The 20690-nt window shown below is 58.1% G+C and carries 20 protein-coding genes; 15 read left to right on the plus strand and 5 right to left on the minus strand.

Annotated features, from left to right (window positions below):
• Positions 1–165 precede the first annotated feature (165 nt).
• The 10 genes from ctaE to MHK00_RS02190 all read left to right on the plus strand — a co-directional run bounded on the left by ctaE (position 166) and on the right by MHK00_RS02190 (position 11299).
• Entirely contained in the window at positions 166–777 is a 612-nt protein-coding gene (gene ctaE, locus MHK00_RS02145) for an aa3-type cytochrome oxidase subunit III (protein ID WP_430516378.1), read from the plus strand.
• Positions 778–830: 53 nt separating this feature from the next.
• Positions 831–1718 carry a cytochrome bc1 complex diheme cytochrome c subunit gene (gene qcrC, locus MHK00_RS02150; RefSeq protein ID WP_005324465.1) on the plus strand — a complete coding sequence of 296 codons (888 nt, stop codon included), beginning with the start codon at positions 831–833 and terminating at the stop codon, positions 1716–1718.
• The gene (gene qcrA, locus MHK00_RS02155; protein ID WP_005324466.1) at positions 1715–2935 is read left to right on the plus strand and encodes a cytochrome bc1 complex Rieske iron-sulfur subunit; all 1221 of its coding nucleotides are present in this window, start codon (positions 1715–1717) and stop codon (positions 2933–2935) included. Before qcrC ends, qcrA begins: the two co-directional genes overlap by 4 nt.
• Entirely contained in the window at positions 2935–4557 is a 1623-nt protein-coding gene (qcrB, locus tag MHK00_RS02160; protein ID WP_179386733.1) for a cytochrome bc1 complex cytochrome b subunit, read from the plus strand. Before qcrA ends, qcrB begins: the two co-directional genes overlap by 1 nt.
• A 958-nt stretch (positions 4558–5515) precedes the next feature.
• Positions 5516–6145 carry a C40 family peptidase gene (locus MHK00_RS02165; protein WP_005324468.1) on the plus strand — a complete coding sequence of 210 codons (630 nt, stop codon included), beginning with the start codon at positions 5516–5518 and terminating at the stop codon, positions 6143–6145.
• Positions 6146–6259: 114 nt separating this feature from the next.
• A complete protein-coding gene (locus MHK00_RS02170) occupies positions 6260–7303 on the plus strand; it encodes a C40 family peptidase (protein ID WP_250410216.1) in 1044 nt (347 codons plus the stop codon).
• The gene (locus MHK00_RS02175) at positions 7304–8407 is read left to right on the plus strand and encodes a glycosyltransferase family 4 protein (protein ID WP_005324470.1); all 1104 of its coding nucleotides are present in this window, start codon (positions 7304–7306) and stop codon (positions 8405–8407) included.
• 38 nt (positions 8408–8445) lie between these two features.
• A complete protein-coding gene (locus tag MHK00_RS02180; RefSeq protein ID WP_005324472.1) occupies positions 8446–9378 on the plus strand; it encodes an ROK family protein in 933 nt (310 codons plus the stop codon).
• Between the two features lie 23 nt (positions 9379–9401).
• Complete coding sequence (locus MHK00_RS02185) at positions 9402–10142, plus strand: lysophospholipid acyltransferase family protein (protein WP_005324474.1); 741 nt, start codon at positions 9402–9404, stop codon at positions 10140–10142.
• A 62-nt stretch (positions 10143–10204) separates the two neighbouring features.
• Complete coding sequence (locus MHK00_RS02190) at positions 10205–11299, plus strand: hypothetical protein (RefSeq protein ID WP_250410217.1); 1095 nt, start codon at positions 10205–10207, stop codon at positions 11297–11299.
• On the opposite strand, the gene MHK00_RS02195 is transcribed toward MHK00_RS02190, so the two are convergent.
• Positions 11205–12386: a glycosyltransferase 87 family protein gene (locus tag MHK00_RS02195; RefSeq protein WP_005328939.1), complete on the minus strand. Its 1182-nt coding sequence runs from the start codon at positions 12384–12386 to the stop codon at positions 11205–11207. The genes MHK00_RS02190 and MHK00_RS02195 overlap by 95 nt on opposite strands.
• A 74-nt stretch (positions 12387–12460) precedes the next feature.
• On the opposite strand from MHK00_RS02195, the gene MHK00_RS02200 reads away from it, so the two are divergent.
• The gene (locus MHK00_RS02200; RefSeq protein WP_049377664.1) at positions 12461–12970 is read left to right on the plus strand and encodes a polyadenylate-specific 3'-exoribonuclease AS; all 510 of its coding nucleotides are present in this window, start codon (positions 12461–12463) and stop codon (positions 12968–12970) included.
• A 44-nt stretch (positions 12971–13014) separates the two neighbouring features.
• Complete coding sequence (locus MHK00_RS02205; RefSeq protein ID WP_250408646.1) at positions 13015–14403, plus strand: class II 3-deoxy-7-phosphoheptulonate synthase; 1389 nt, start codon at positions 13015–13017, stop codon at positions 14401–14403.
• On the opposite strand, the gene MHK00_RS02210 is transcribed toward MHK00_RS02205, so the two are convergent.
• A complete protein-coding gene (locus MHK00_RS02210; RefSeq protein ID WP_250410218.1) occupies positions 14400–15752 on the minus strand; it encodes a protein kinase domain-containing protein in 1353 nt (450 codons plus the stop codon). The two genes, MHK00_RS02205 and MHK00_RS02210, sit on opposite strands and share 4 nt — an antisense overlap.
• A gap of 10 nt (positions 15753–15762) precedes the next feature.
• Between MHK00_RS02210 and MHK00_RS02215 the strand changes: the two genes are divergently transcribed.
• The gene (locus MHK00_RS02215) at positions 15763–16167 is read left to right on the plus strand and encodes an Rv2175c family DNA-binding protein (protein WP_250410219.1); all 405 of its coding nucleotides are present in this window, start codon (positions 15763–15765) and stop codon (positions 16165–16167) included.
• On the opposite strand, the gene MHK00_RS02220 is transcribed toward MHK00_RS02215, so the two are convergent.
• From MHK00_RS02220 to MHK00_RS02230, 3 genes are read right to left on the minus strand one after another with little or no spacing between them, the layout of a single operon-like run.
• Positions 16136–17626 carry an alpha-(1->6)-mannopyranosyltransferase A gene (locus MHK00_RS02220; protein ID WP_250410220.1) on the minus strand — a complete coding sequence of 497 codons (1491 nt, stop codon included), beginning with the start codon at positions 17624–17626 and terminating at the stop codon, positions 16136–16138. The two genes, MHK00_RS02215 and MHK00_RS02220, sit on opposite strands and share 32 nt — an antisense overlap.
• Before the next feature lie 8 nt (positions 17627–17634).
• Positions 17635–18714 carry a polyprenyl synthetase family protein gene (locus tag MHK00_RS02225; protein ID WP_049377660.1) on the minus strand — a complete coding sequence of 360 codons (1080 nt, stop codon included), beginning with the start codon at positions 18712–18714 and terminating at the stop codon, positions 17635–17637.
• A 50-nt stretch (positions 18715–18764) separates the two neighbouring features.
• Positions 18765–19319, minus strand: a complete 555-nt coding sequence (locus tag MHK00_RS02230) for a GNAT family N-acetyltransferase (protein ID WP_049377659.1) — start codon at positions 19317–19319, stop codon at positions 18765–18767.
• Between the two features lie 228 nt (positions 19320–19547).
• Here MHK00_RS02230 and MHK00_RS02235 point away from each other — a divergent pair, with 228 nt between their 5' ends.
• Together MHK00_RS02235 and MHK00_RS02240 are read left to right on the plus strand one after the other, a co-directional pair.
• The gene (locus tag MHK00_RS02235) at positions 19548–19979 is read left to right on the plus strand and encodes an SAV_6107 family HEPN domain-containing protein (RefSeq protein WP_080970386.1); all 432 of its coding nucleotides are present in this window, start codon (positions 19548–19550) and stop codon (positions 19977–19979) included.
• Between the two features lie 109 nt (positions 19980–20088).
• Positions 20089–20487, plus strand: coding sequence for a DUF3040 domain-containing protein (locus MHK00_RS02240; protein WP_005328929.1), 399 nt, complete (start codon positions 20089–20091; stop codon positions 20485–20487).
• Positions 20488–20690 lie beyond the last annotated feature (203 nt).

The following is a 20690-nucleotide window of genomic DNA, read 5'->3' on the forward strand; positions in this document are numbered from 1 at the left end:
GCATCAATGGGACGTCGGAAAGCGGGGCGAAAAGTTCCCGTTTGGAAAAATAAAGTTTTTGACTCTGACTTGCTGGCCTTTTGCTGGACGAAGCATCAAAAAAGAATGGAGAAAGCGGGGGGAATCGAGGTGACTTCAGCGCCCGGAACGGCCATAATAGCCACTGTGACGAGCGTAGTTTCTAACCAAGGTATGACAGCACCACGTGCTGCCTCACTGAACCGACCCAATATGGTCAGTGTCGGCACTATCGTGTTCCTGTCTCAGGAATTGATGTTCTTTGCCGGACTGTTCGCGATGTGGTTTACCTCGCGAGCAAACGGTCAGGAAGGCGATTGGGCGGAGCACACCGCCCATATCAACCTGCCCATGGGTTTCCTCATTACGGCAGTGCTGATTTCTTCTTCTGTGACCTCGCAGTTCGGCGTGTTTGCCGCAGAAAGGGGTGACGTTTACAAGCTTCGACTCTGGTACACCGTGACGCTGGTACTGGGCGTTGTGTTCCTGGGCATCATGGCGTTTGAGTGGACCGAGTTGATTCACGCAGGTGTGACTGTGCAGTCCAGCGTCTTCGGTTCGGTGTTCTACATCATCACCGGCTTCCACGCTGCGCACGTGACCGCGGGTCTGATTTCTTTTGCAATCATTCTCGCGCGCGTTGCTAAGTCCAAGTTCACGCCGGCACAGGCGACCGCAGCAATGGCAGTGTCCTACTACTGGCACTTCGTTGACGTTGTGTGGATCGGCGTTTTCACCGTTATTTACTTGGTCCAGTAGCACTGGCCACAATCCCCAAACAGTCCTCCCGTGTTCGAGTTATCTAAAGGAAAATGATGGATAACAATTCGCAGTCCGTGGCAGTGGAGCAGACCACTGCGGCGGCTAAGAAGACCCGCCGTCGCCGCAAGGCGAAGCGCACCCTTGCCGGTGGCTTCGCTTTGGCGATTGGCCTGTCCGGTGCGGGCGTCTTGGCTTCTGCCTTGACCCCGGACGCACAGGTCGCCACGGCGGAAAAAGATGACCAAGCCCTCGTCCAAGAGGGTAAGGACATCTATGACACCGCTTGTATCACCTGCCACGGTGCCAATCTGCAGGGCATCGAAGGTCGCGGTCCGTCCCTCGTTGGTATCGGTGCTGGTTCCGTGTACTTCCAGGTGCACTCCGGCCGTATGCCGATGATGTCTAACGACGCCCAAGCAGAGCGCAAGGCTCCTCGCTACACCGAGCAGCAGACTCTGGCTCTTGCTGCATATGTTGCAGCCAACGGTGGCGGCGCAGACATTGTCTACAACGACGACGGAAGCGTTGCTCAGGAATCGCTGCGTGGTGCTAACTACAATGGCGAAATCCAGGCAGAAGACGTAGCGAAGGGCTCCGAGCTCTTCCGCATGAACTGCGCTTCCTGCCACAACTTCACCGGCCAGGGCGGCGCTCTGTCCTCCGGTAAGTTCGCTCCGGAGCTGGCTCCGGCAAGCGAGCAGGAAATCTACCAGGCAATGCTGACTGGTCCGCAGAACATGCCTAAGTTCTCCGACCGCCAGCTCACCGCAGATGAGAAGAAGGACATCATTGCCTACCTCAAGTCTGCAAAGGAAACTCCTTCCCCAGCAGGTTGGGACCTCGGCGGTCTTGGCCCAGTAGCGGAAGGCCTGGCAATGTGGATTATCGGCATTAGCGCCCTGTGCGCTGCCGCTATGTGGATTGGATCGCGCTCATGAGCAATGTGAAGAAGAATTACACTAACGCTGAGCTCGACAAGATGAGCAACGATGAACTCGCTGCTCTTGGTACCGAGCTCGACGACGTCACCGTTGCGTTCCGCAAGGAGCGCTTCCCAGTCGAAGGTGACCCGGCTGAAAAGCGCGCTGGACGTAACGTTGCTATCTGGTTGTTCCTGTCCGTCATCGGAGGCCTCGGATTCCTCGGCGTTTACCTGTTCTGGCCGTGGCAGTACAAGCAGCTAGGGGAGGAGGGCCACATTTGGCACACCCTCTACACCCCTCTGCTGGGTATTACTGCAGCCCTCGCAATTTGCGGCTTGGGCATCGCCATCGTTCAGTACGTTAAGAAGATTCTCCCTGAGGAGATTTCCGTTCAGCGTCGTCACGACGGTCCTTCCGAAGAAGTTGACCGCCGTACCCTGACCGCTCTTCTGAACGATTCTTGGAAGACCTCCACTCTGGGTCGCCGCAAGACCGTTCAGGGTCTGTTGGGCGGCGCCGGCGTTCTGTTCGGTCTTACCGTGATTGCTCCGCTGGGCGGCGCAATTAAGAACCCTTGGAAGGTTCGCCACAATATGAACTATGCCGGTGACGGCACTCTGTGGACTTCCGGTTGGACCATGCACAATGAAGGCGTCAAGCTCTACCTGGCGCGCGACACCGGTACTATCGCCGAGAAGCACTCTGGCGAAACCGGTGAGCACTACAGCACCAAGGGTGTTACCCGCTTGGTTCGTGTGCGCCCGGAGGATCTGGCGGCAGGCGGCATGGAGACCGTCTTCCCGCTGGCAGAAGAAGACGTTAACGATGGCGACAAGTACGATGCCGAGCGCGATGTCTACGAGCACCACATGCACTCGATTCACGGCAACCGCAATGCGGTCATGCTGATTCGCCTGCGTCATAATGACGCTCAGAAGGCAATCGAGCGCGAAGGTCAGGAAGACTTCCACCACGGCGATTACTACGCCTACTCCAAGATCTGTACCCACATCGGTTGCCCGACCTCTCTGTATGAGGCGCAGACCAACCGAATCCTGTGCCCGTGCCACCAGTCGCAGTTCGACGCTTTGCACTACGGCAAGCCGGTCTTCGGCCCGGCTGCCCGTGCACTGCCACAGCTGCCTATCACGGTGGATGACGAGGGCTACCTCGTTGCACAGGGCAACTTCATTGAGCCTGTCGGCCCGGCATTCTGGGAGCGTAAGTCATAATGAGCAATAAACTCGCCCAAATGGGCAACAACATGGATGAGCGCTATAGCGCCGCCGGCGTGCTGAGGACTCAGCTGAACAAGGTCTTTCCGACCCACTGGTCCTTCATGCTCGGTGAGATGGCGCTATACAGCTTCATCATTCTTGTACTGACCGGTATCTACCTGGCGCTGTTCTTCGACCCTTCCATCACCAAGGTCATTTACGACGGCACCTATGCACCGCTTAACGGTGTAGAAATGTCCCGCGCATATGCCACCGCGCTGGATATTTCCTTCGAAGTTCGTGGTGGCCTGTTCGTGCGCCAGATGCACCACTGGGCAGCTTTGCTGTTCATGATGTCCATGGTTGCGCACATGCTGCGCATCTTCTTCACCGGCGCATTCCGTCGTCCGCGTGAGGCAAACTGGATCATCGGTTGCGCACTTATTCTGCTGGGCATGATCGAGGGCTTCCTTGGTTACTCCCTGCCGGACGACCTGCTTTCCGGTGTTGGTCTGCGAATCATGTCGGCCATCATCCTGGGCCTGCCGATTATCGGCACCTGGCTGCACTGGGCAATCTTCAGCGGTGACTTCCCGTCTGACCTGATGCTGGATCGTTTCTACATCCTGCACGTTCTGGTTATTCCGGGCATCATCCTTGGCCTGATTGCAGCCCACCTGATTATGGTTTGGTTCCAGAAGCACACCCAGTTCCCTGGACCGGGTCGTGCAGAGAACAACGTGGTTGGCGTCCGCATTATGCCGGTCTTCGCCACCAAGGCTATTGGTATGGGCATGATGGTTGCTGGCGTACTGGCGCTGATGTCTGGTCTGCTGACCATCAACGCCATCTGGACGCTTGGACCTTATAACCCATCCCAGGTTTCCGCTGGTTCTCAGCCGGATATTTACATGCTGTGGACTGACGGTGTTGCCCGTGTCATGCCGGCATGGGAGCTCTACCTCGGTAACTACACCATTCCTTCCGCGTTCTGGGTAGCTCTGCTGTGTGGCCTCATGGTCGTCCTGCTTATGTCTTACCCGTTCTTGGAGAAGAAGTTCACCGGTGACGATGCACACCACAACCTACTGCAGCGTCCGCGCGATGTTCCTACCCGCTCCGCTATTGGTGCGGCTGCCATCGTGTTCTTCCTGCTGGTTACCCTGTCCGGTGGTAACGACCACGTGGCACACTTCTTCCAGATTTCGCTGAACGCAATGACCTGGGTTGGTCGTATCGGCCTCATCGTGCTGCCACCGATTGCGTACTTCATGACCTACCGCATTTGCGTTGGTCTGCAGCGCTCTGACCGTGAGGTGCTGGAGCACGGTATTGAAACCGGCGTTATCAAGCAGATGCCGAATGGTGCCTTCATTGAGGTTCACCAGCCACTCGGCCCGGTTGACGCCGATGGTCACCCGGTTCCGCTCGAGTACGCAGGCGCTCAGGTGCCGAAGCAGCTCAACCAGCTTGGCTTTGCGGACTCCGAGACTCAGGGCACCTTCAGCCCTGATGATCCGGCCCTCATGCACCGAGTGCACGAAATCCACTCGGATAACCACGACGAGGAAGCGGAGATGTTCCGCCGCCTCAACGAGGCTAACCGCCGTGAGGACGAGGAAAACGGCCGCATCTAACCGCTTTTCCTGAGGACTTCTCGAAACACGCTCACAGACCCGCCCTTGCTCCTATTAAAGGAGCAAGGGCGGGTCTTGCGTATATACAGATCAATTCCGAACGCAGTCCTCATTTTTCTGGCTGCTACAAGAGTTGGAGAAGGGGGCGTCGCGTGCCTGAGAATCTTTATGAATCTTGGAGCATCTGAAGAAGTGCTGCTGAAAGTTGTTGTGCAGTCGGTTTAGTACGTGTTCTGGTGCGCGAATTGTCGGTGGTTAGTGGTTCTCTCATGCTTTGTAGCTTTAGGAGCCTAGTGCGTGGGCTCAGATGGGTGTGGATGCCGGAAGTCTTTGTTTGCTGGAAGCACGTTTCGCTCGTCGATTGAGCGCGTTAGGGGGCGTCGGAAAGCGGTTTAGATAGAACCACCGCAAGGAAAGGCGGCAAAGCGGGGCGCAGTTGCGATGAAAACTAGGCTCTAGGCGTGCGGTAGAGGAGTCAATTGGTGGGGAAGAAGGGGCTGCCAAAATGTCTTAGTGCTGAAAGTCACAATTTAGAACTCTCTTAATTGTTAAGCGTTTTCTTAGTAAGGGTAATTCTTGGTCGGGTGTCTGTCATCCTCTGTCGTTTGTGCAGCTTGTGACCTTAAAGCCTCTAATTCTGGTGGGAACTAGCGTCCGTGTGGAGGTTAAATCTCGACAAGGTCAACGGAAGGTAACGAAGCGATAACAAACGTTATTTTGGTGTCGCGAATGGACATTGCTTGTGATGATTTCGTAACCTATTCGAGACATTGAGTTACCGCCCGAAAAGGTGCTCAATCTAAACAGAAGAATTACAGCGCCGCATCTGGCCCCTCCTACTGAGGGGCCGAGCGGAGGAAATCCTAAAGGAACGGATTCCCAACGAACGCTAGTCCCCCAGGGTCAGAGCTTCCTTTACAAGGGGAGTAGGCGCGCAGGAAGATTTGGAGTTTTACTCATGGCACAGCACCGTCGTCAGGGCATGAAGAACACCCGTCGCATCGCATCTACTGCAGCACTGGCTGCAACCGCCGCCGTCGTCGCACCGGGCGTCGCACAGGCAGCAGAGGTCGTCGTACCTAATACTGACTACCGCTTTGAGGTAGCAGGTCTGGAAAACGTCCCGAACATTGACCAGGTTCCGAACATCGACCGCTACGTTCCGTCCCTGGGTAAGGTTTCTAACCAGCAGAACACCAACTACGCAGCAGCTGGCCACAAGCAGGCCGCTCCGGCACAGCAGACCGTTGGCCAGAAGGCACTGGCTGCAGCACGCTCCGTCATCGGCTCCCCGTACGTATACGGCGCCGCTGGCCCGAACGCCTTTGACTGCTCCGGTCTGACCAGCTGGGCATACGCTCAGGCTGGCAAGCAGATTCCGCGTACCTCTCAGGCACAGGCTGCCGCCGGTACCCCGGTACCGCTGGATCAGCTGCAGCCGGGTGACATCATTGCTTACTACGGTGGCGCTTCCCACGTTGGTATCTACACCGGCCACGGCACCATCATCGACGCCCTCAACTCCGGCGTCCCAGTTCAGGAGCGCGACCTGAACTACATGCCGATTCACTCCGCAGTTCGCTTCTAAGAAGCAGCGGATCTAGGCCTCCCCTTCGCGGGGAGGGCTTTGTCGTGCATTAGGGGGTAAAACCCGCTATAGTTAATACGAATTCTAAAATTTTCTTAGTCTAAGGGTCCTTACGTGTCTAAACGAGTACTTCCTGCAGCTGCACTTGTGGCGGCTCTTGCTGTTTCGTCGGTTTCTGGGATTTCGCAGGTTGTTGCGCAGGAGGCGGCTCCACAACAGGAGAGCGCCACCGAAGATGTGGACGCCTTGGTAGAGCGCGTTGGCGAAGTTGCGCGCAAGGTTTCTGCCAAGAATGAAGAAGTAAAAGAGCTCGAGGTCAAGCTCGAGGAAAAGCATGCTGAGGTTGCTGAATCTGAGCAGGCCGCCGCTGAGGCACAAACGCGTGCGGACGAGGCGAAAGGCGATGTTTCCACCCAGCAGGACCGTGTCAATGGCATCGCACAGTCGCGCTACCGTGGTGATTCCCGTTCGGCAGTGTCTGGGGCCTTGGCAGCAGAAGATCCCTCCGATGCCGTAGAGCGCATGGGCTACCTCGGCGCGCTTTCCCGCAAGGCCCAGCGCACTCTTGATGCAAAGGCTAATGCCGCTTCCATGGCGGAAGAGGAAAAGCATAAGGCTGCCGACGCCGCCGCGAAGGTGCGCGAGGAAAAGAAGGCGCTGGAAGAGCAGCGTGAAGAGCTCCTCAAGGAGAAAGAGGAGCTGGAAAAGCAGCAAAAGGACATCGAAAAGCAGGTGGACGCCCTCGATGAACAGCAGCGCGAGGCCTGGGAAGGCCAGTTCGGCGGATCTGATAAGCCGGATATGGATCTGGGCGAGGTCGCAGACGGCGCTGCTTCCGCAGCGTTGTCGAAGCTGGGCGCCCCATATGGCTGGGGTGCGGCTGGCCCCGATCAGTTTGACTGCTCCGGCCTGATGTTCTGGGCGTATCAGCAGATTGGCAAGTCCATTCCGCGTACGTCGCAGGCTCAGATTGCAGGTGGCACATCGGTACCGTTGGAAGACCTACAGCCGGGCGATATCGTGGGCTATTACCCTGGGGTAACTCACGTGGGCATGTACATCGGTAATGGCCAGGTAGTCCATGCCTCTACCTATGGCGTGCCTGTTCAGGTGGTACCGCTAAAGTCCATGCCGATTACCGGAACGGCGCGGTACTAAGTGGCCCGCGTTCTGCTGGTAACCAATGACTTCCCGCCAAAGATTGGCGGGATTCAGTCTTACCTGCGCGATTTCGTAGCAACCTTAGACCCGCGCGACGTCGTGGTCTTCGCCTCAACCCAGGAATCGCCGGCGGAATTCGATGCTGGGGTGGACTACAAGGTCATTCGCTGGCCTCGCCGCGTGATGTTGCCGACGCCCGCCACGGTGCGTCGGATGCAGGAGATCATCCGCGCAGAAAATATTGACATCGTATGGTTTGGTGCAGCCGCGCCCCTTGCTTTGATGGGCAAGGCCGCAAAGGAGGCGGGGGCGACCCGTGTGGTAGCTACGACGCACGGGCACGAAGTGGGGTGGTCAATGGTGCCCGTTGCTCGGCAGTGCCTGCGCCGCATTGGTGACAATGCTGACGTGATTACCTATATTTCCGACTACACCCTACGTCGGTTGCGTCGACCATTTGGACCGAATCCGCGCTGGGAGCACCTGCCTTCCGGAGTGAGCGTGGAAGGTCTTTCTCCAGCCACGCCGGAGCAACGCGCAGCGGCGAAGGCAGAGTTCGGGGTCAGCGGGCCGACCATCGTCTGCATTTCGCGGTTTGTCCCCCGTAAGGGGCAAGACCAGCTGCTCCGCGCTATGCCGCTAGTGCGTGAAGAATTCCCGGATGCACAGCTCCTACTTATTGGGCGCGGACGCTACCGCGCGGCTTTAGAACGGTTGGCGGAAATCTATTGCCCAGACGCAGTGATTCAAGAAGCGGAAAGCATTGAGACTGCTTTGCATGCAGCGGATGTTTTTGCCATGCCGGCCCGCACCCGCGGCGGTGGGCTAGACGTCGAGGGCTTGGGAATCGTCTATTTGGAGGCGCAAGCGTGCGGCCTGCCAGTTGTCGCTGGAGACTCCGGTGGTGCACCGGAGACGGTAACGGGGGAGACGGGGGTCGTCGTCAAGGGCGGAGCTGTGCCGGAACTAGCTGGAGCGTTGAAAGCTCTCTTGGCCGACCCGCAGCGTAGGCTGTGCATGGGGCAGGCGGGGCGTCGCCATGTGGAAGAGAATTGGACGTGGCGGATAATGGGGCAGCGTTTGCGGCAGCTGATGTCTTGATGTGACCCTAACCCGGTTGTCGGTATATTCTGTTATGCATGCTTAAGAACAACTCCGCCGATCTGACTATCGGCTTCGACGTCGGTGGTACCAACGTGCGCGGCGGAGTGATCACTCGGGAGGGTGAGATTCTCGCGAGCCGCACGGTTCCTACTTCCATGGACGCCGAGCAGCTGGAAGCGGATATTGTGGGCATCGTCGATGAGCTGCGCGCTGACTATGAGGTAGACGCCGTTGGCCTCGCCTTGGCGGGATTTTTGGATCCTACATGTGAGGTAGTGCGCTTCGCCCCGCACCTTCCCTGGCGGCACGCCAATGTCCGGGAATCGCTCTCGCAGAAGCTCGGGATGCACGTGCGGTTGGAGCATGATGCAAATTCTGCCGCGTGGGGTGAGTGGTGCTTTGGCGCTGGCCGGGGGGCGGAGGATTGGGTTTTCTTTGCGGTAGGAACTGGTATCGGCGCCACACTGATGACGCATGACACCATCTACCGCGGTGCGTTTGGCACCGCCCCAGAATTTGGGCATATCGTGGTAGTCCCTAATGGCCGGCAGTGCTCCTGCGGCAAGCGCGGCTGCTTGGAACGCTATGCCTCTGGTACCGCGTTGCCGGATACCTGCGCTGATCTGCGTGGGAGCTATGAAACCTCGCTGCCGGCTGAGCCCACCGGTAAGGAAATTACCCAAGCGGCGCGCCGTGGAGATCCGCTTGCCGTAGCGGTAATGGAAGACTTCAGCCGGTGGCTGGGCCAGGGCCTATCCATTGTTGCTGACGTGTTGGATCCGGAGCTCATCGTGCTCGGAGGCGGCGTGTCCCAAGATGCGGACCTCTACCTCGAGGGTGCTGCCCAAGCCATGGGACAGGACATTGTCGGGGCAGGGCATCGCCCCCTCGCACGTGTTGCCACCGCAGAATTAGGGTCGGCAGCGGGTATGATTGGCGTAGCCGATTTGGCCCGCAGCGGCCGTTAAAACTAACAAAGGACGACCTGGCGATGAAAAACAAGTGGTACTGGGCTTTTAAGCACATTTTCTTCGGACCCGCCCTGCGAGTATGGAATCGCCCGTGGAGCGAGGGTATCGAGAAAATCCCCGCTGAAGGCCCTGCGATTTTGGTGTCGAATCACCAGGCCGTCATGGATTCCTTCTTCTTTCCTTTGGTGTGCCCGCGCCAGATCACGTTTCCGGCTAAGTCGGAATACTTCACCACTCCGGGTCTTGTCGGCAGCCTGCAAAAGTGGTTCTTTACCTCGGTAGGCCAGGTCCCCATCGAGCGCGATAGCGAGGACGCTGGCGACGCCATCGTGGAAACCGCAGAAGGCATTTTGTCCCGTGGCGATCTCTTCGGTATCTATCCGGAAGGAACTCGTTCCCCAGATGGCCGCGTGTACAGGGGACGCACCGGCATGGCGCGCATCGCCATGGAGACTAATCAGCCAGTATTTCCCATCGCGATGATCAATTCGCGCAAGGCCAATCCCATTGGCTCGTGGATTCCCCGCCCCTTCAAGGTTGGCGTGCGGGTAGGAGACCCCATCTGGCCGCATGAGTGGGCCAAGGAGCGCGGGATGAATCCGGCCGAGCATGACACTATTCGCGCCTTCACCGACTTTGTGATGCGCAATTTGGCCGAGCTGAGCGATAAGCCTTATGTTGATGTGTACGCCTCCGATGTGAAGGCTTCGCTCAAAGCCGGCCATGGTTACCCCGCCGGCGCTGAATACAAGGGGAGGTAATCACTATTCCCAAGGCCCGCTTAGCTTGGCCAGATACCGCTAAAGGCGTATCCATTATCGGCGTGGTGCTCTTGCACGTCACGCTGGTGGTTCCGGAAGGTGAGCTAACGTGGTTGGCTGACCTAAACGTGTGGCTGGACCCGCTCCGCCTACCCCTGTTTTTCCTCGTATCCGGCTATTTCTCTACCAAGATCTTTCGCTATTCTTTCAGCGAGCTTTTTACCCGCCGCCTGTGGTTTTTCCTCGTGCCCTATACGGTGTGGATGACCGTTGAGCTGTGGACTAAGCGCATCGAGTACCACTGGGTATTTGGTGATCCCTATCTGCAGCTTACTGATCTGCTCTATAACCTGCTGCTGGGCCATACCATGGCGTGGTTCATTCACGCGCTTATCTTTTTCAATATATTTTTGTGGGCCGTACGCAAGTTGCCCGCGTGGGCAGGCATTGGCCTGAGCTTTGCGCCGCTGCTGTTTATAGCGTGGCAGGATCATTATTACTTTATTGGCAAGGCAATCATGTTCTTGCCCATCTTCGTCGGTGCAGCCTATCTCCGCGGGCCTATTACGCGGTTTGCCGACGCCGCCGAAGCACCCTTTAAAGGCACCTTCCGCAAGGGCTCTATGTGGGCATATGGCGCGGCAATCATCAGCTACATCGCGGGACTAACCATCCGGCACACCTGGAATTCCGTCGAAGGCGAGGTAGCGGTGCAGTGGCCTCTGCCAGGTGGGGACATTCTTGGCCGAGGCGATCTAGACCTGTTGATCCGCTTTGCGGAGCAGACGCTTGAAACCCCAGCGGGCATTGTTGGTGCTGTCCTTATTAGCCATATTCCGGCTCTGTCCACTTTTGTAAAGTTCGTGGGCCGGCATACCCTGCCCATTTACTTGGCCCACCCAATCGGCATGACGCTGGGGTACGGCTTCTTCATGGCCCACCGCGATTATGTGGTGAGCCTTGCTGGCCAGTGGCCGATGGAAAACACCTGGTTCTGGATCGGAATGTGCTTCTTCTACTCCGCAGCGGCATCGGTAGCGCTCTGGGTCCTCGGGAAGGTCCCTATCCTTGGCTGGACGCTGGTTCCGCCGCGGATTGATAAGCGCCGGCCCGTCGTAGAGCCAATGGTAGCGAGCAAAGAACCAGCAGAGCGGTAACGATGGCGTAGTCATTGCCCACGATGTGCTGCCACCATGCCCAGTCCAGCTCTTGCTCATTGGCATGGGGGACAAGCCAATGACCGCGGGCCAAAAGCGCCAGCCACGTCAGCGCACCGAGCACCCAGTGGCGCCGCGCCACTAGCAATACGCCCGCCAATACCAACCAGGTGAAGTGGTGTGACCATGACACCGGCGAGCACAGGAGCGATACTGAAGCGGCCAGCAGCATGAGTACCGCCTGGTTCTCGTGGGAGAGGCGCTCCATAGCAAACCACACGATGGCAACGACGAGGACTACGGCTACAAGCCACAGCTTTTCAGCGTGTTCGGGGACTAGGCGGCTAAAGAAACCGCGCAGGGATTGGTTGGAGCTATAGGCAAGTCCACCTATGCGGTTGGAATCGCGCAGCGTTTCGCTCCAGTACTGGATGGAGCTATGCGGATTGCAGGCGAAGGCGATGAGCCCAGCTGCCAGAAAGGAACCCAGGGCGCTGAAAAATGCGCGCCATTCGCGGCGGACGAAAAATACGGCGAGAAATACCGCAGGGGTGAGCTTGATCGCCATAGCGATGCCGGTAAGCACGCCCCTGCCGCGTCCGGGGCGCAGCCAGAGGATATCGACCACGACGAGTGCGGTGAGCAGGATGTTGACCTGCCCGAAGCTAAAGGTCTCCGTTACCGGCTCCGTAAGCATTGCCGCTAGCAGCGCCCAGCCTGCCCAGCCAGGGCAATCAACGGCGCGCAGAACCAAGGCTATGCAGCCCCACAGCGCAAGAAAGGAGGCGATAGAAACCAGGATGCTTGCAGCAGTGAGGGGAATCCAGCTCAGTGGGGCAAAGAGCAGCGCCGCAAAGGGCGGATAGGTGAAGGGAAGAGAGACATCGCGATTGCTGCCAACGAGGTAGTCCTTGGAATAGAGGTCGCTGCCAAAGCCGGCCCCGCCTTCGCGGTAAACGTCCAGGTCAATGTGGTAATACGTGGAAAAATGGCCGGAGAAAAGCTCCGGAATATCAATGAGCCACCAAAGGGCCACGAGGGCAGAGAGGCACAAGGGCAAAGCAGTAAACCACAAAGATTTCTTCACGCCAGAAGTCTACAACCGTCTCTTTAAGGGGCCAATTTATCGCCGCAGACTAGGCGGCACTAGGCTTGGGAGACGTGCGCTACTTCTATGACACCGAATTTATCGAAGATGGACAAACCATTGAATTGGTCTCCATCGGCATCGTCGGTGAGAATGGCAGCGAGTACTACGCCGTGTCTACGGATTTCGATCCGTCCAAGGCCAATTCTTGGGTCAAAGACAATGTACTGGCCAAGCTGCCCAGCCCGCGGGACCCAGTATGGAAGCCTCTGGAGACCATTCGCACGGAGGTCTTCGAGTTCCTGACCCAGAGCTCAACTCCGGTAGAGCTGTGGGCTTGGGTGGGCGCTTATGATCATGTGGTTTTGGCGCAGCTGTGGGGCGATATGGCCGGACTGCCAAAGCGCATGCCACGCTATACCCGCGAGTTGAAGCAGTACTGGGAGTTTGCAGGCCGTCCGAGCCTGCCGGCCGTGCCTAAGGGCAATCACGATGCGCTTGTCGACGCCCGCCATAACCTCGCCAAGTTCCGAGCCTGCGCCCAGGTGCTTCCGCTGTCTAAGGGCAATAGAATTAATATCTAGGATTTAACTAACTCGCGATAGGCGCTTGATGGTTAAATAGCAGTGTGAGTTGGACAGTAGATATTCCGCAAGGCGTTCTCCCAGACCTCCCGCCATTGCCCGCCGGCATCGACGAGGTCTTCCAGGACGTCATCAAGCGTGACGCAAAGCAGCAGCCCAGCTGGGATACTTCCCAGGCCGATAACGTGCGCAAGATTCTCGAGTCCGTGCCGCCCATCGTGGTTGCGCCCGAGATCGAGGCGCTCAAGAAGAAGCTGGCAGACGTTGCCTTGGGTAACGCCTTTTTGCTGCAGGGTGGCGATTGCGCGGAGACCTTTGAGTCCAATACTGAGCCGCATATCCGTGGCAATGTGAAAACGCTGCTGCAGATGGCCGTGGTGTTGACCTATGGCGCATCCGTTCCCGTGGTTAAACTCGGCCGCATCGCTGGCCAGTACGCCAAGCCACGTTCTTCCGATACGGACTCCAATGGTTTGCTGAACTACCGCGGTGACATTGTCAACGCCGTGGAGCCGACCGATGAGGCTCGTCGCCACGACCCAGCCCGAATGATCCGCGCTTACGCGAACTCTTCGGCGGCAATGAACCTCGTGCGTTCTTTGACCTCTTCCGGCACTGCGGATCTCTACCGCCTGCATGAGTGGAACCGCGAGTTCGTGCGCAATTCCCGCGCTGGTGCCCGCTACCAGGACTTGGCCCGGGAGATTGAAAACGGACTGAACTTCATGAATGCCTGCGGCGTGCATGATGACACCCTGCGCTCGGCCGATATCTACTGCTCGCACGAGGCTTTGCTGAAGGACTATGAGCGCTCCATGCTGCGCTTGGGCCAGGACAATAACGGCGATACCAAGCTCTACGATCTCTCCGCACACCAGGTATGGATTGGTGAGCGCACTCGTGGCATCGAAGATTTCCACGTGAACTTTGCGGCGATGATTGGTAACCCAGTGGGCATCAAGCTGGGACCGGGCGTCACCCCGGAGCAGGCCGTGGAGTACGCGGAAAGGCTGGACCCGAACCGCGAGCCGGGGCGCCTGACCATGATCTCGCGCATGGGCCACGATAAGGTGCGCACGGTTCTGCCTGCCATTGTGAAGGCGGTGGAAGACTCCGGCCACAAGGTGGTATGGCAGTCCGATCCGATGCACGGCAATACCTTCACCGCTTCTAATGGCTATAAGACTCGCCACTTTGACAAGATCGTGGATGAGGTCCAAGGCTTCTTCGAGGTTCACCGCGAACTGGGCACCCACCCGGGTGGCGTACACCTTGAGTTCACCGGTGAAGACGTCACCGAGTGCTTGGGCGGCGCCGAGGACATTACCGACGTGGATCTGCCGGGCCGCTACGAGTCGGCTGTGGATCCCCGCCTTAATACGCAGCAGTCGCTCGAGCTGTCCTTCCTTATCGCGGAGATGCTACGTAACTAGATCCACAGGTGCGGCGTCATGCCGTAGAGCGAGGAGCCGAACCACCACCCGCCGATAGCCACTGCGCCCACCGCAATCGCGACCACTACTAAGTACAGCACTAGTGACAGCGGATTGCGGTTGGTCAGCGGACGCTCGGCGGGTTCTTCATGCGCGCTCTGGACCGGCTGCTCGGGGACTGGAGCAGGTACCGGTGCAGGCGCAGAGGCAGCTGCCGGCGCAAATGGTTCGAGTGGGGGCTCGGACGCGGAATACGGCTGTGCCTGGGGTTGTGACAATGATTGCGGCTCCGGTTCTGGAGCGGCCCCGGCCTGTGGCAAATCCAGTTTCGTCTCAAAGCTAAGGCGCTGCGGCGGGATGACTTCAGTCGGGCCGCCGTCGAGATGCTCCGTTTCGCCCTGCGGAATGCTGCGGGTGGGTTCGAAAATTTCCGTGGCTCCAGTGCCCGAAAAATCCGTGGGTGCTTGTGCCGTGCGTGCCGCGGCAGCGTTCCTTGGCACGGGGATGGTCACGTCCGGAAGATCGAGCTCCCGGCAGACATCATCGAGCGCCTCGAGGAATTCTCCGGCGTCGGCGAAGCGCTCGCGGGGATCGCGGGCGGTGGCGGTGGCCACGAGGGCGTCGACAAGCTTGGGCACCCCAGAAATCCGCGAGGACGGCGCGGGGACGTCGGAATCCAAGCGGGCAGTGGCGTGCGCCAGGGGAGTATCCCCCGAAAAAGGAACGGTGCCGGTAAGAAGCTCGAAGAGGACAATGCCGGCTGAATAGACATCCGAGGCCGGTGTAATTTCTTCGCCCGTGACCTGCTCCGGGGCGAGGTAGGATACGGTGCCCACAATCATGTCCGAGGTAGCCTCGGCATTGGTGGCACGCACCAGCCCAAAATCGCCCACCTTTACCCGGTGGTGGGAGGTAATAAGCACATTATCGGGCTTGATGTCGCGGTGGATGAGCCCGGTCGAGTGCACCTCTTCCAAGCCGCGCAGCACATTGCGCAGGGTAGAGGTGGCCGCCTGCACCGGAAAGGGGCCGCCCTCGGCCAGTAGTTCGCGAAGCGTACCGCCATCGATGAGCTCCATGATGAGATAAATGGGCTCGCCGTCGGCGGAAAAATCGTGAATAGCTACGAGATTGGGATGCTGCAGGCGGGCCATGGCGCGAGCCTCGCGAGAAAAACGCTTGATAAAGACGGGGTCATCGGAATAGCGCTCGTCCATGACCTTGGCCGCGACCGCTCGCCCCAGCCGCATGTCCACGCAGCGATAGACGGTAGACATGCCACCGCGGGCAATGGGGCGATCGATCCGGTAACGGTTCTCCAGAACGTCACCAATTTCCAACCTAGTCATGCTTCCCAGTATGGCCGATCATCTAGCCCGCGTTAAAGTAGAAAACGTGACTAACCAAGAAAAATCCCTCGATTCCTTGCTCGTTAACGAAGAACTGCTCAGCATGCAGCAGGTGGCAGAAAAGCTAGACCTGCCCATCACCCGCGCTTATGACCTGCTGCAGGACCGAAAGTTCATTGCCTGGGATTCCCCAGAAGGAAAGCGCGTACCTCTGGCCTTCTTCAACGACAAGGGTGTGATTGCCAAGCATGTAACTGCCGCAATTACCGTGTTGACAGACGGCGGCTATAAGGACGACGAAATCTTCAAGCATCTCTTTACCGAGGATGACTCGCTGCCGGGCCGCCCGATCGATGCCCTGCACGGTCACCTTGCCCGCGAGGTTATTCGCCGCGCGCAGGCTGCCGCTTTTTAGGCACGCCTTCAAAGATCCACTGGGTGGCAAACCACGCCACCACAATCATGCCGATCACCCAGAACCAGTTGTAGAGCTGGTGATTGCCATCGCCGGAGAAAGAGACGCCAATAAACAGGGCCACGCCGGTGGTGAATTTGATGAGCCAGAGCGGCGGCCGGAAGGTGCCCATCAGGGTAAAGATAGAGGCGTAGTACCACGGTAGGGTCACGGCGTTGAAAACAAAGGCAACTTGGTACGCGGCCGCGGTGCCCATAATGGCGTCGCGGTTGTCCTTGCGGCAAAGCCACCACACCGCCACCAGCCCAATGAGCATGCAGGCCATGGCGATGCTGCGCAGGACGGCCAGGATGGCGTTATAGGACGCATCCGGCATAAATATTTGTACCGCCGGGAAGATAACATCGGTGGCCAAGGTGGGACCTGCCAGCGGGTTAATCACCTTGGAATTGCCGCTTACCTGCGATAGCCAGCCCCATGACGTGCCGGAAACCCACGTGATGAGGGCTACTGCGGCGATGATTTCTGCCACTGCGGCGATGCCAGATAACACAAAGACAGCAAGTTGTCGCCACTTACTGGAGCCCTTGGGAGCGTAGTGGTGGAGCATCATCCATACGATAAACGGTGCCGCAATAACCGCAGTTGCCTTCATAGCCACGGCCGTGCCCACGAGGATGAGGGCGGCGTGGAAGCGCTGATGCAATGCCGCTAGCAGGCCGATAGACACGAGCCCTACCATGAGCGACTCATTATGCATGCCGCCGATAAGGTGCACGATAATAACTGGATTAGCTACACCAAGCCACAGTGCTACCGCAGGATCCGCGCCGAGTTTGCGGGCGATGCGGGGGATTGACCAGGCGATGGCAATAAACCCGAGCAGAGAAAGAACCTTATAGATCACCACGCCTGCAGTGACGTTATCTCCTACCAGGCTGGTGACCAGTTCTCCTATCCACAGGTGAAGGGGACCATAAGGTGTGGTGGTATTGCGCCAATCTTGTGATACCTCAAGGAGGAAGGGGCCGGGGTTAACGGCGGCACCTTCGGTATACGGATCGAAGCCATCGCGAACCATTGCACCTTGCATGAGGTAGGAATACACATCGCGTGAGGCCAAAGGCCCGGCTAATAAAAGGGGAGCTACCCAGGCGATGAGAATGCGCTGGATGTCCCGCAAGCCGCCCTCGGGCAGAGGATTTTTGAGCTGCGGGCGAATGATGGTGCGCCCAGCAAGCACCCACGCTGCGGCTAAGAGGAAAATACCCACCCAGTACAGCGCTAGGCCGAGATTGCGCCCGTGCCCATAGGACAAGAAGCCAATATTTAATGTTTCAAGGAGTCCTCCACGGTTGCGGGTGGCGCCGCCAGAGAAGGACGCTAGCAATAAAATGCCGGAGGCAGATAGCCCCAGCGGCAGCGCGCGTGGAATGGGGAAAGAGTACGTTTTTGCCACGGCACAACCTACTTGCGGCGAGCAGTGGCCTTGATCGCCAACTGCTCTAGGGCTTCGGTCACCGCGGGATCCACCTGCGCGGCGTGCAGGTGCTGCAGTCCCGATCGCGTTAGGGCATCGATGCGGCGCTCAATTTCTTCTGGTGCGCCCGAATCAGCGATGATCTGGGCCAGGCGCGATAGCTCCTGGGGATCTGAGGTGTGGCCAATGAGCTTGCGCAGGGTAGCAGCAGCTTGTGGATCGGACTCATCCGCGCGCTGGAGCGCTAGCGCTAAAAGTTCGGTTCGCTTTCCTTCGCGCAGATCATCACCGGCAGGTTTGCCGGTCACCGCGGGATCGCCAAAAACACCCAGCTGATCGTCGCGCAACTGGTAGGCAATGCCTATATCGTGCCCATAGCCGCGGAAGGCTGCGATAAGTTCCTCGCTCGCACCGGCGATGGCGGCGCCCAAGTGCAGCGGGCGTTCAATGGTATAAGCGGCCGTCTTATAGCGGTTGACGGAATTGGCAAGCTCTACCGATTCGGACCCTGCCGCCTCCAAAGAGATGTCCAAGAGCTGTCCACCGATAACCTCAGTGCGCATGCCGCGCCACGGGCTGCGGGCACGGTGCAAAGCGGCCGCACTCAGGCCGGAATCTTGGAACATGTCTTCTGCATACACAAGCGCTAAATCACCCACCAAGATTGCCACGGAGGTGCCGAAGAACTCTGGATCCCCCAAGTATTCCGATTCGCGGTGCAGCTTTTCGACGCCCCGGTGCACCGTAGGATTGCCGCGACGGGTATTTGAAGCATCGATAATGTCATCGTGGATAAGAGCGCAGGCTTGGATAAATTCCAAAGAGGCGGCCGCGCGGAGCATAGCCGCGGGTTCTTCTTCTCCTCGACCTGCAGCAAGGTAGCCCGCCCAAGCATAGGTAGGGCGCACTCGCTTGCCGCCGTCAAGTACGAAGGATTCCAAAAAGCTCACGGCCTTGGTTACCGGGGCACCAATTTCCGCCACCTGCCCTCGGCGTTGATCGAGAAAGGTGGCGAGTTCCTCGCGCACCGCACCGGGGATTTCCGCAAGCTCAGGAATATTCTGCATAGTCACACCCCACACGATACCGGCTAGGCTGCGCAAGAAATAACAGAGGTTTACAGCGGCAGGCTCGCGCCCAATATGGCAAAGGGGCGGGCATCGGCGGGGTAGAGATGATCACGGAGGACATCGAAGAAGCCGGCGGCTCTATAGAGGCGGAAGGCACCGTTATCCTCGTTCGGCACCTCGGGTGTGGACAACAGTGCGTAGCGCGCCGGAGCATTCCATAGCAATCCCTCTAAAAGTTTTCTGCCTAGGCCGTGCCCCTGGTACTGCGGCAAGACGTGGATCTCTGCCAACTCAAAGTAGTTGCGCACAATGTCCCACTGTTCTTCGGTGGGCCCGCCTTGTAGTAGGAGCCCCCGGCGAAGCTCAGCGTCCCACCAGCTATCTGGGGAACCTAAGAACCCATAGGCCACGCCGACGATGCCATTGTCATGGGTGGCAATCTGCGCGCTGAATCCGGGGCGGGTCACGTCATTTCGCCAGCTTGAAATGCGACTATGCAAGATCGCGGGGTTGTAGTGCATTGCCTCGATGTAGATTTCCACCAGTTGCGGGGCTAGCAGGGAGAATTCCGGCGGGGTTAGGCGGCGAATTTCAAAGCTCACACTTCCTATGACACCAGAAGTCTGTGGCGGAGGGGAAAGCAGGGCTCGCTATATTCTTCGAAATTCATAAAAGTGAATCGAACAAGAAGACTGAGGAAAGCGTGTGTCCAGCTATTAACATTGCTCGAATCGAACAGGTGAACTATACTCGGGGTTGAAATGTCTAGCGGCTTACTTAGGGTCAGGGGCAGTTCAACGACGTTATTTATTTAGTTAAGGGCAAAGACAATGGCACAGATTATTTCGGCAACGCGTACCCGTTCTCTTGGGCGAGAAGGTGGCAAGCGGGCACGGTTCCTCTTTCAGGCACGAGAATTATTAGACGCCGCGCGCGGTTATGCGGCTGAGGGGCGATTCGATCAAGCCTTAGAGGTGGCGTACCAATCGGCTCTACGTACTGCTGGCGCACGAGTGGCTGCATCTGTAGTGGCTCGGCGCCGCCGCCTTCCCTCCAGCGCATGGGATCGTTTAGCGCTCGTCGGTGTGGAGGACAAGCGGTGGGCTGAATCCTTTAAGGGGTATTCGCGGACTCGTGCGCGCGTGTCTTCGGGGCTGGATGAAGCGCCGAGCGAGGAATATGTTTATGGCCTCATGCAGCGTGCTGCACAATTTTTGGATGAAAGTGAGGCAGGGACTACTTTCGGCACTTTTGCTGCGTAGTCACTTCGTGGGGGCGCTCACTACCTTTTGGGGAACATACTGATTATTCTGGGCGTTAATATAGATAGAACTATTACCGCCCGAAGCTCAATCCCTAGTTGGAGGAACAGTGTCTCTTTCCGAGCAGGAGCAGCGCACGCTCCGTGAAATTGAGGAATCGTTACTTGCTGACGATCCTAAGTTTGGCGCTTCCGTTTCTGAGCCTACGTCGTTCGGCGGATCTGGCGGTGCGGTAACCCTCCGAGGCGTAGCGCTCGTTGTCGTTGGCCTTTGCATGCTTATCGGCGGTGTTGCTCTCGCACAGCAAAGCCTGTGGTTTATCGTGCTTTCTATCGCGGGCTTTTTGGTGATGTTTGCCGCCGGTGTGTGGATGCTGCGCGGAGATGGATCTGGGCATTCTGCCCAGGGGCATTATTCCAGCGCTCGTGCAAAGAAGTCCGCGTCCCGCAGTGGTGGAGTCAGCGGCAAGTTGGAGGAAAACTTCCGTCGCCGCTTTGAGGAGCGTTAGCGCTTTTTAATTTAGTTCGCCCCGGTTGGCCCAGTGAGGGTCAACCGGGGCATTTTTGTGCCGCGCCAAAATTCCCCACTTTGCCCCACGGATGAGGCGCTGGGTGGGCAATGGTGGGGTGGTTGCCCCATGGGCTTAGATAAAAGTCCTCGATAACACAGCATATGGGGTCGGTGGGTGGGGTGGGGCGCATTATATTGGTG

Origin of the sequence: Corynebacterium tuberculostearicum, from assembly GCF_022347385.1 — a bacterium.
GTDB classification, from domain to species: Bacteria; Actinomycetota; Actinomycetes; order Mycobacteriales; family Mycobacteriaceae; genus Corynebacterium; species Corynebacterium tuberculostearicum_M.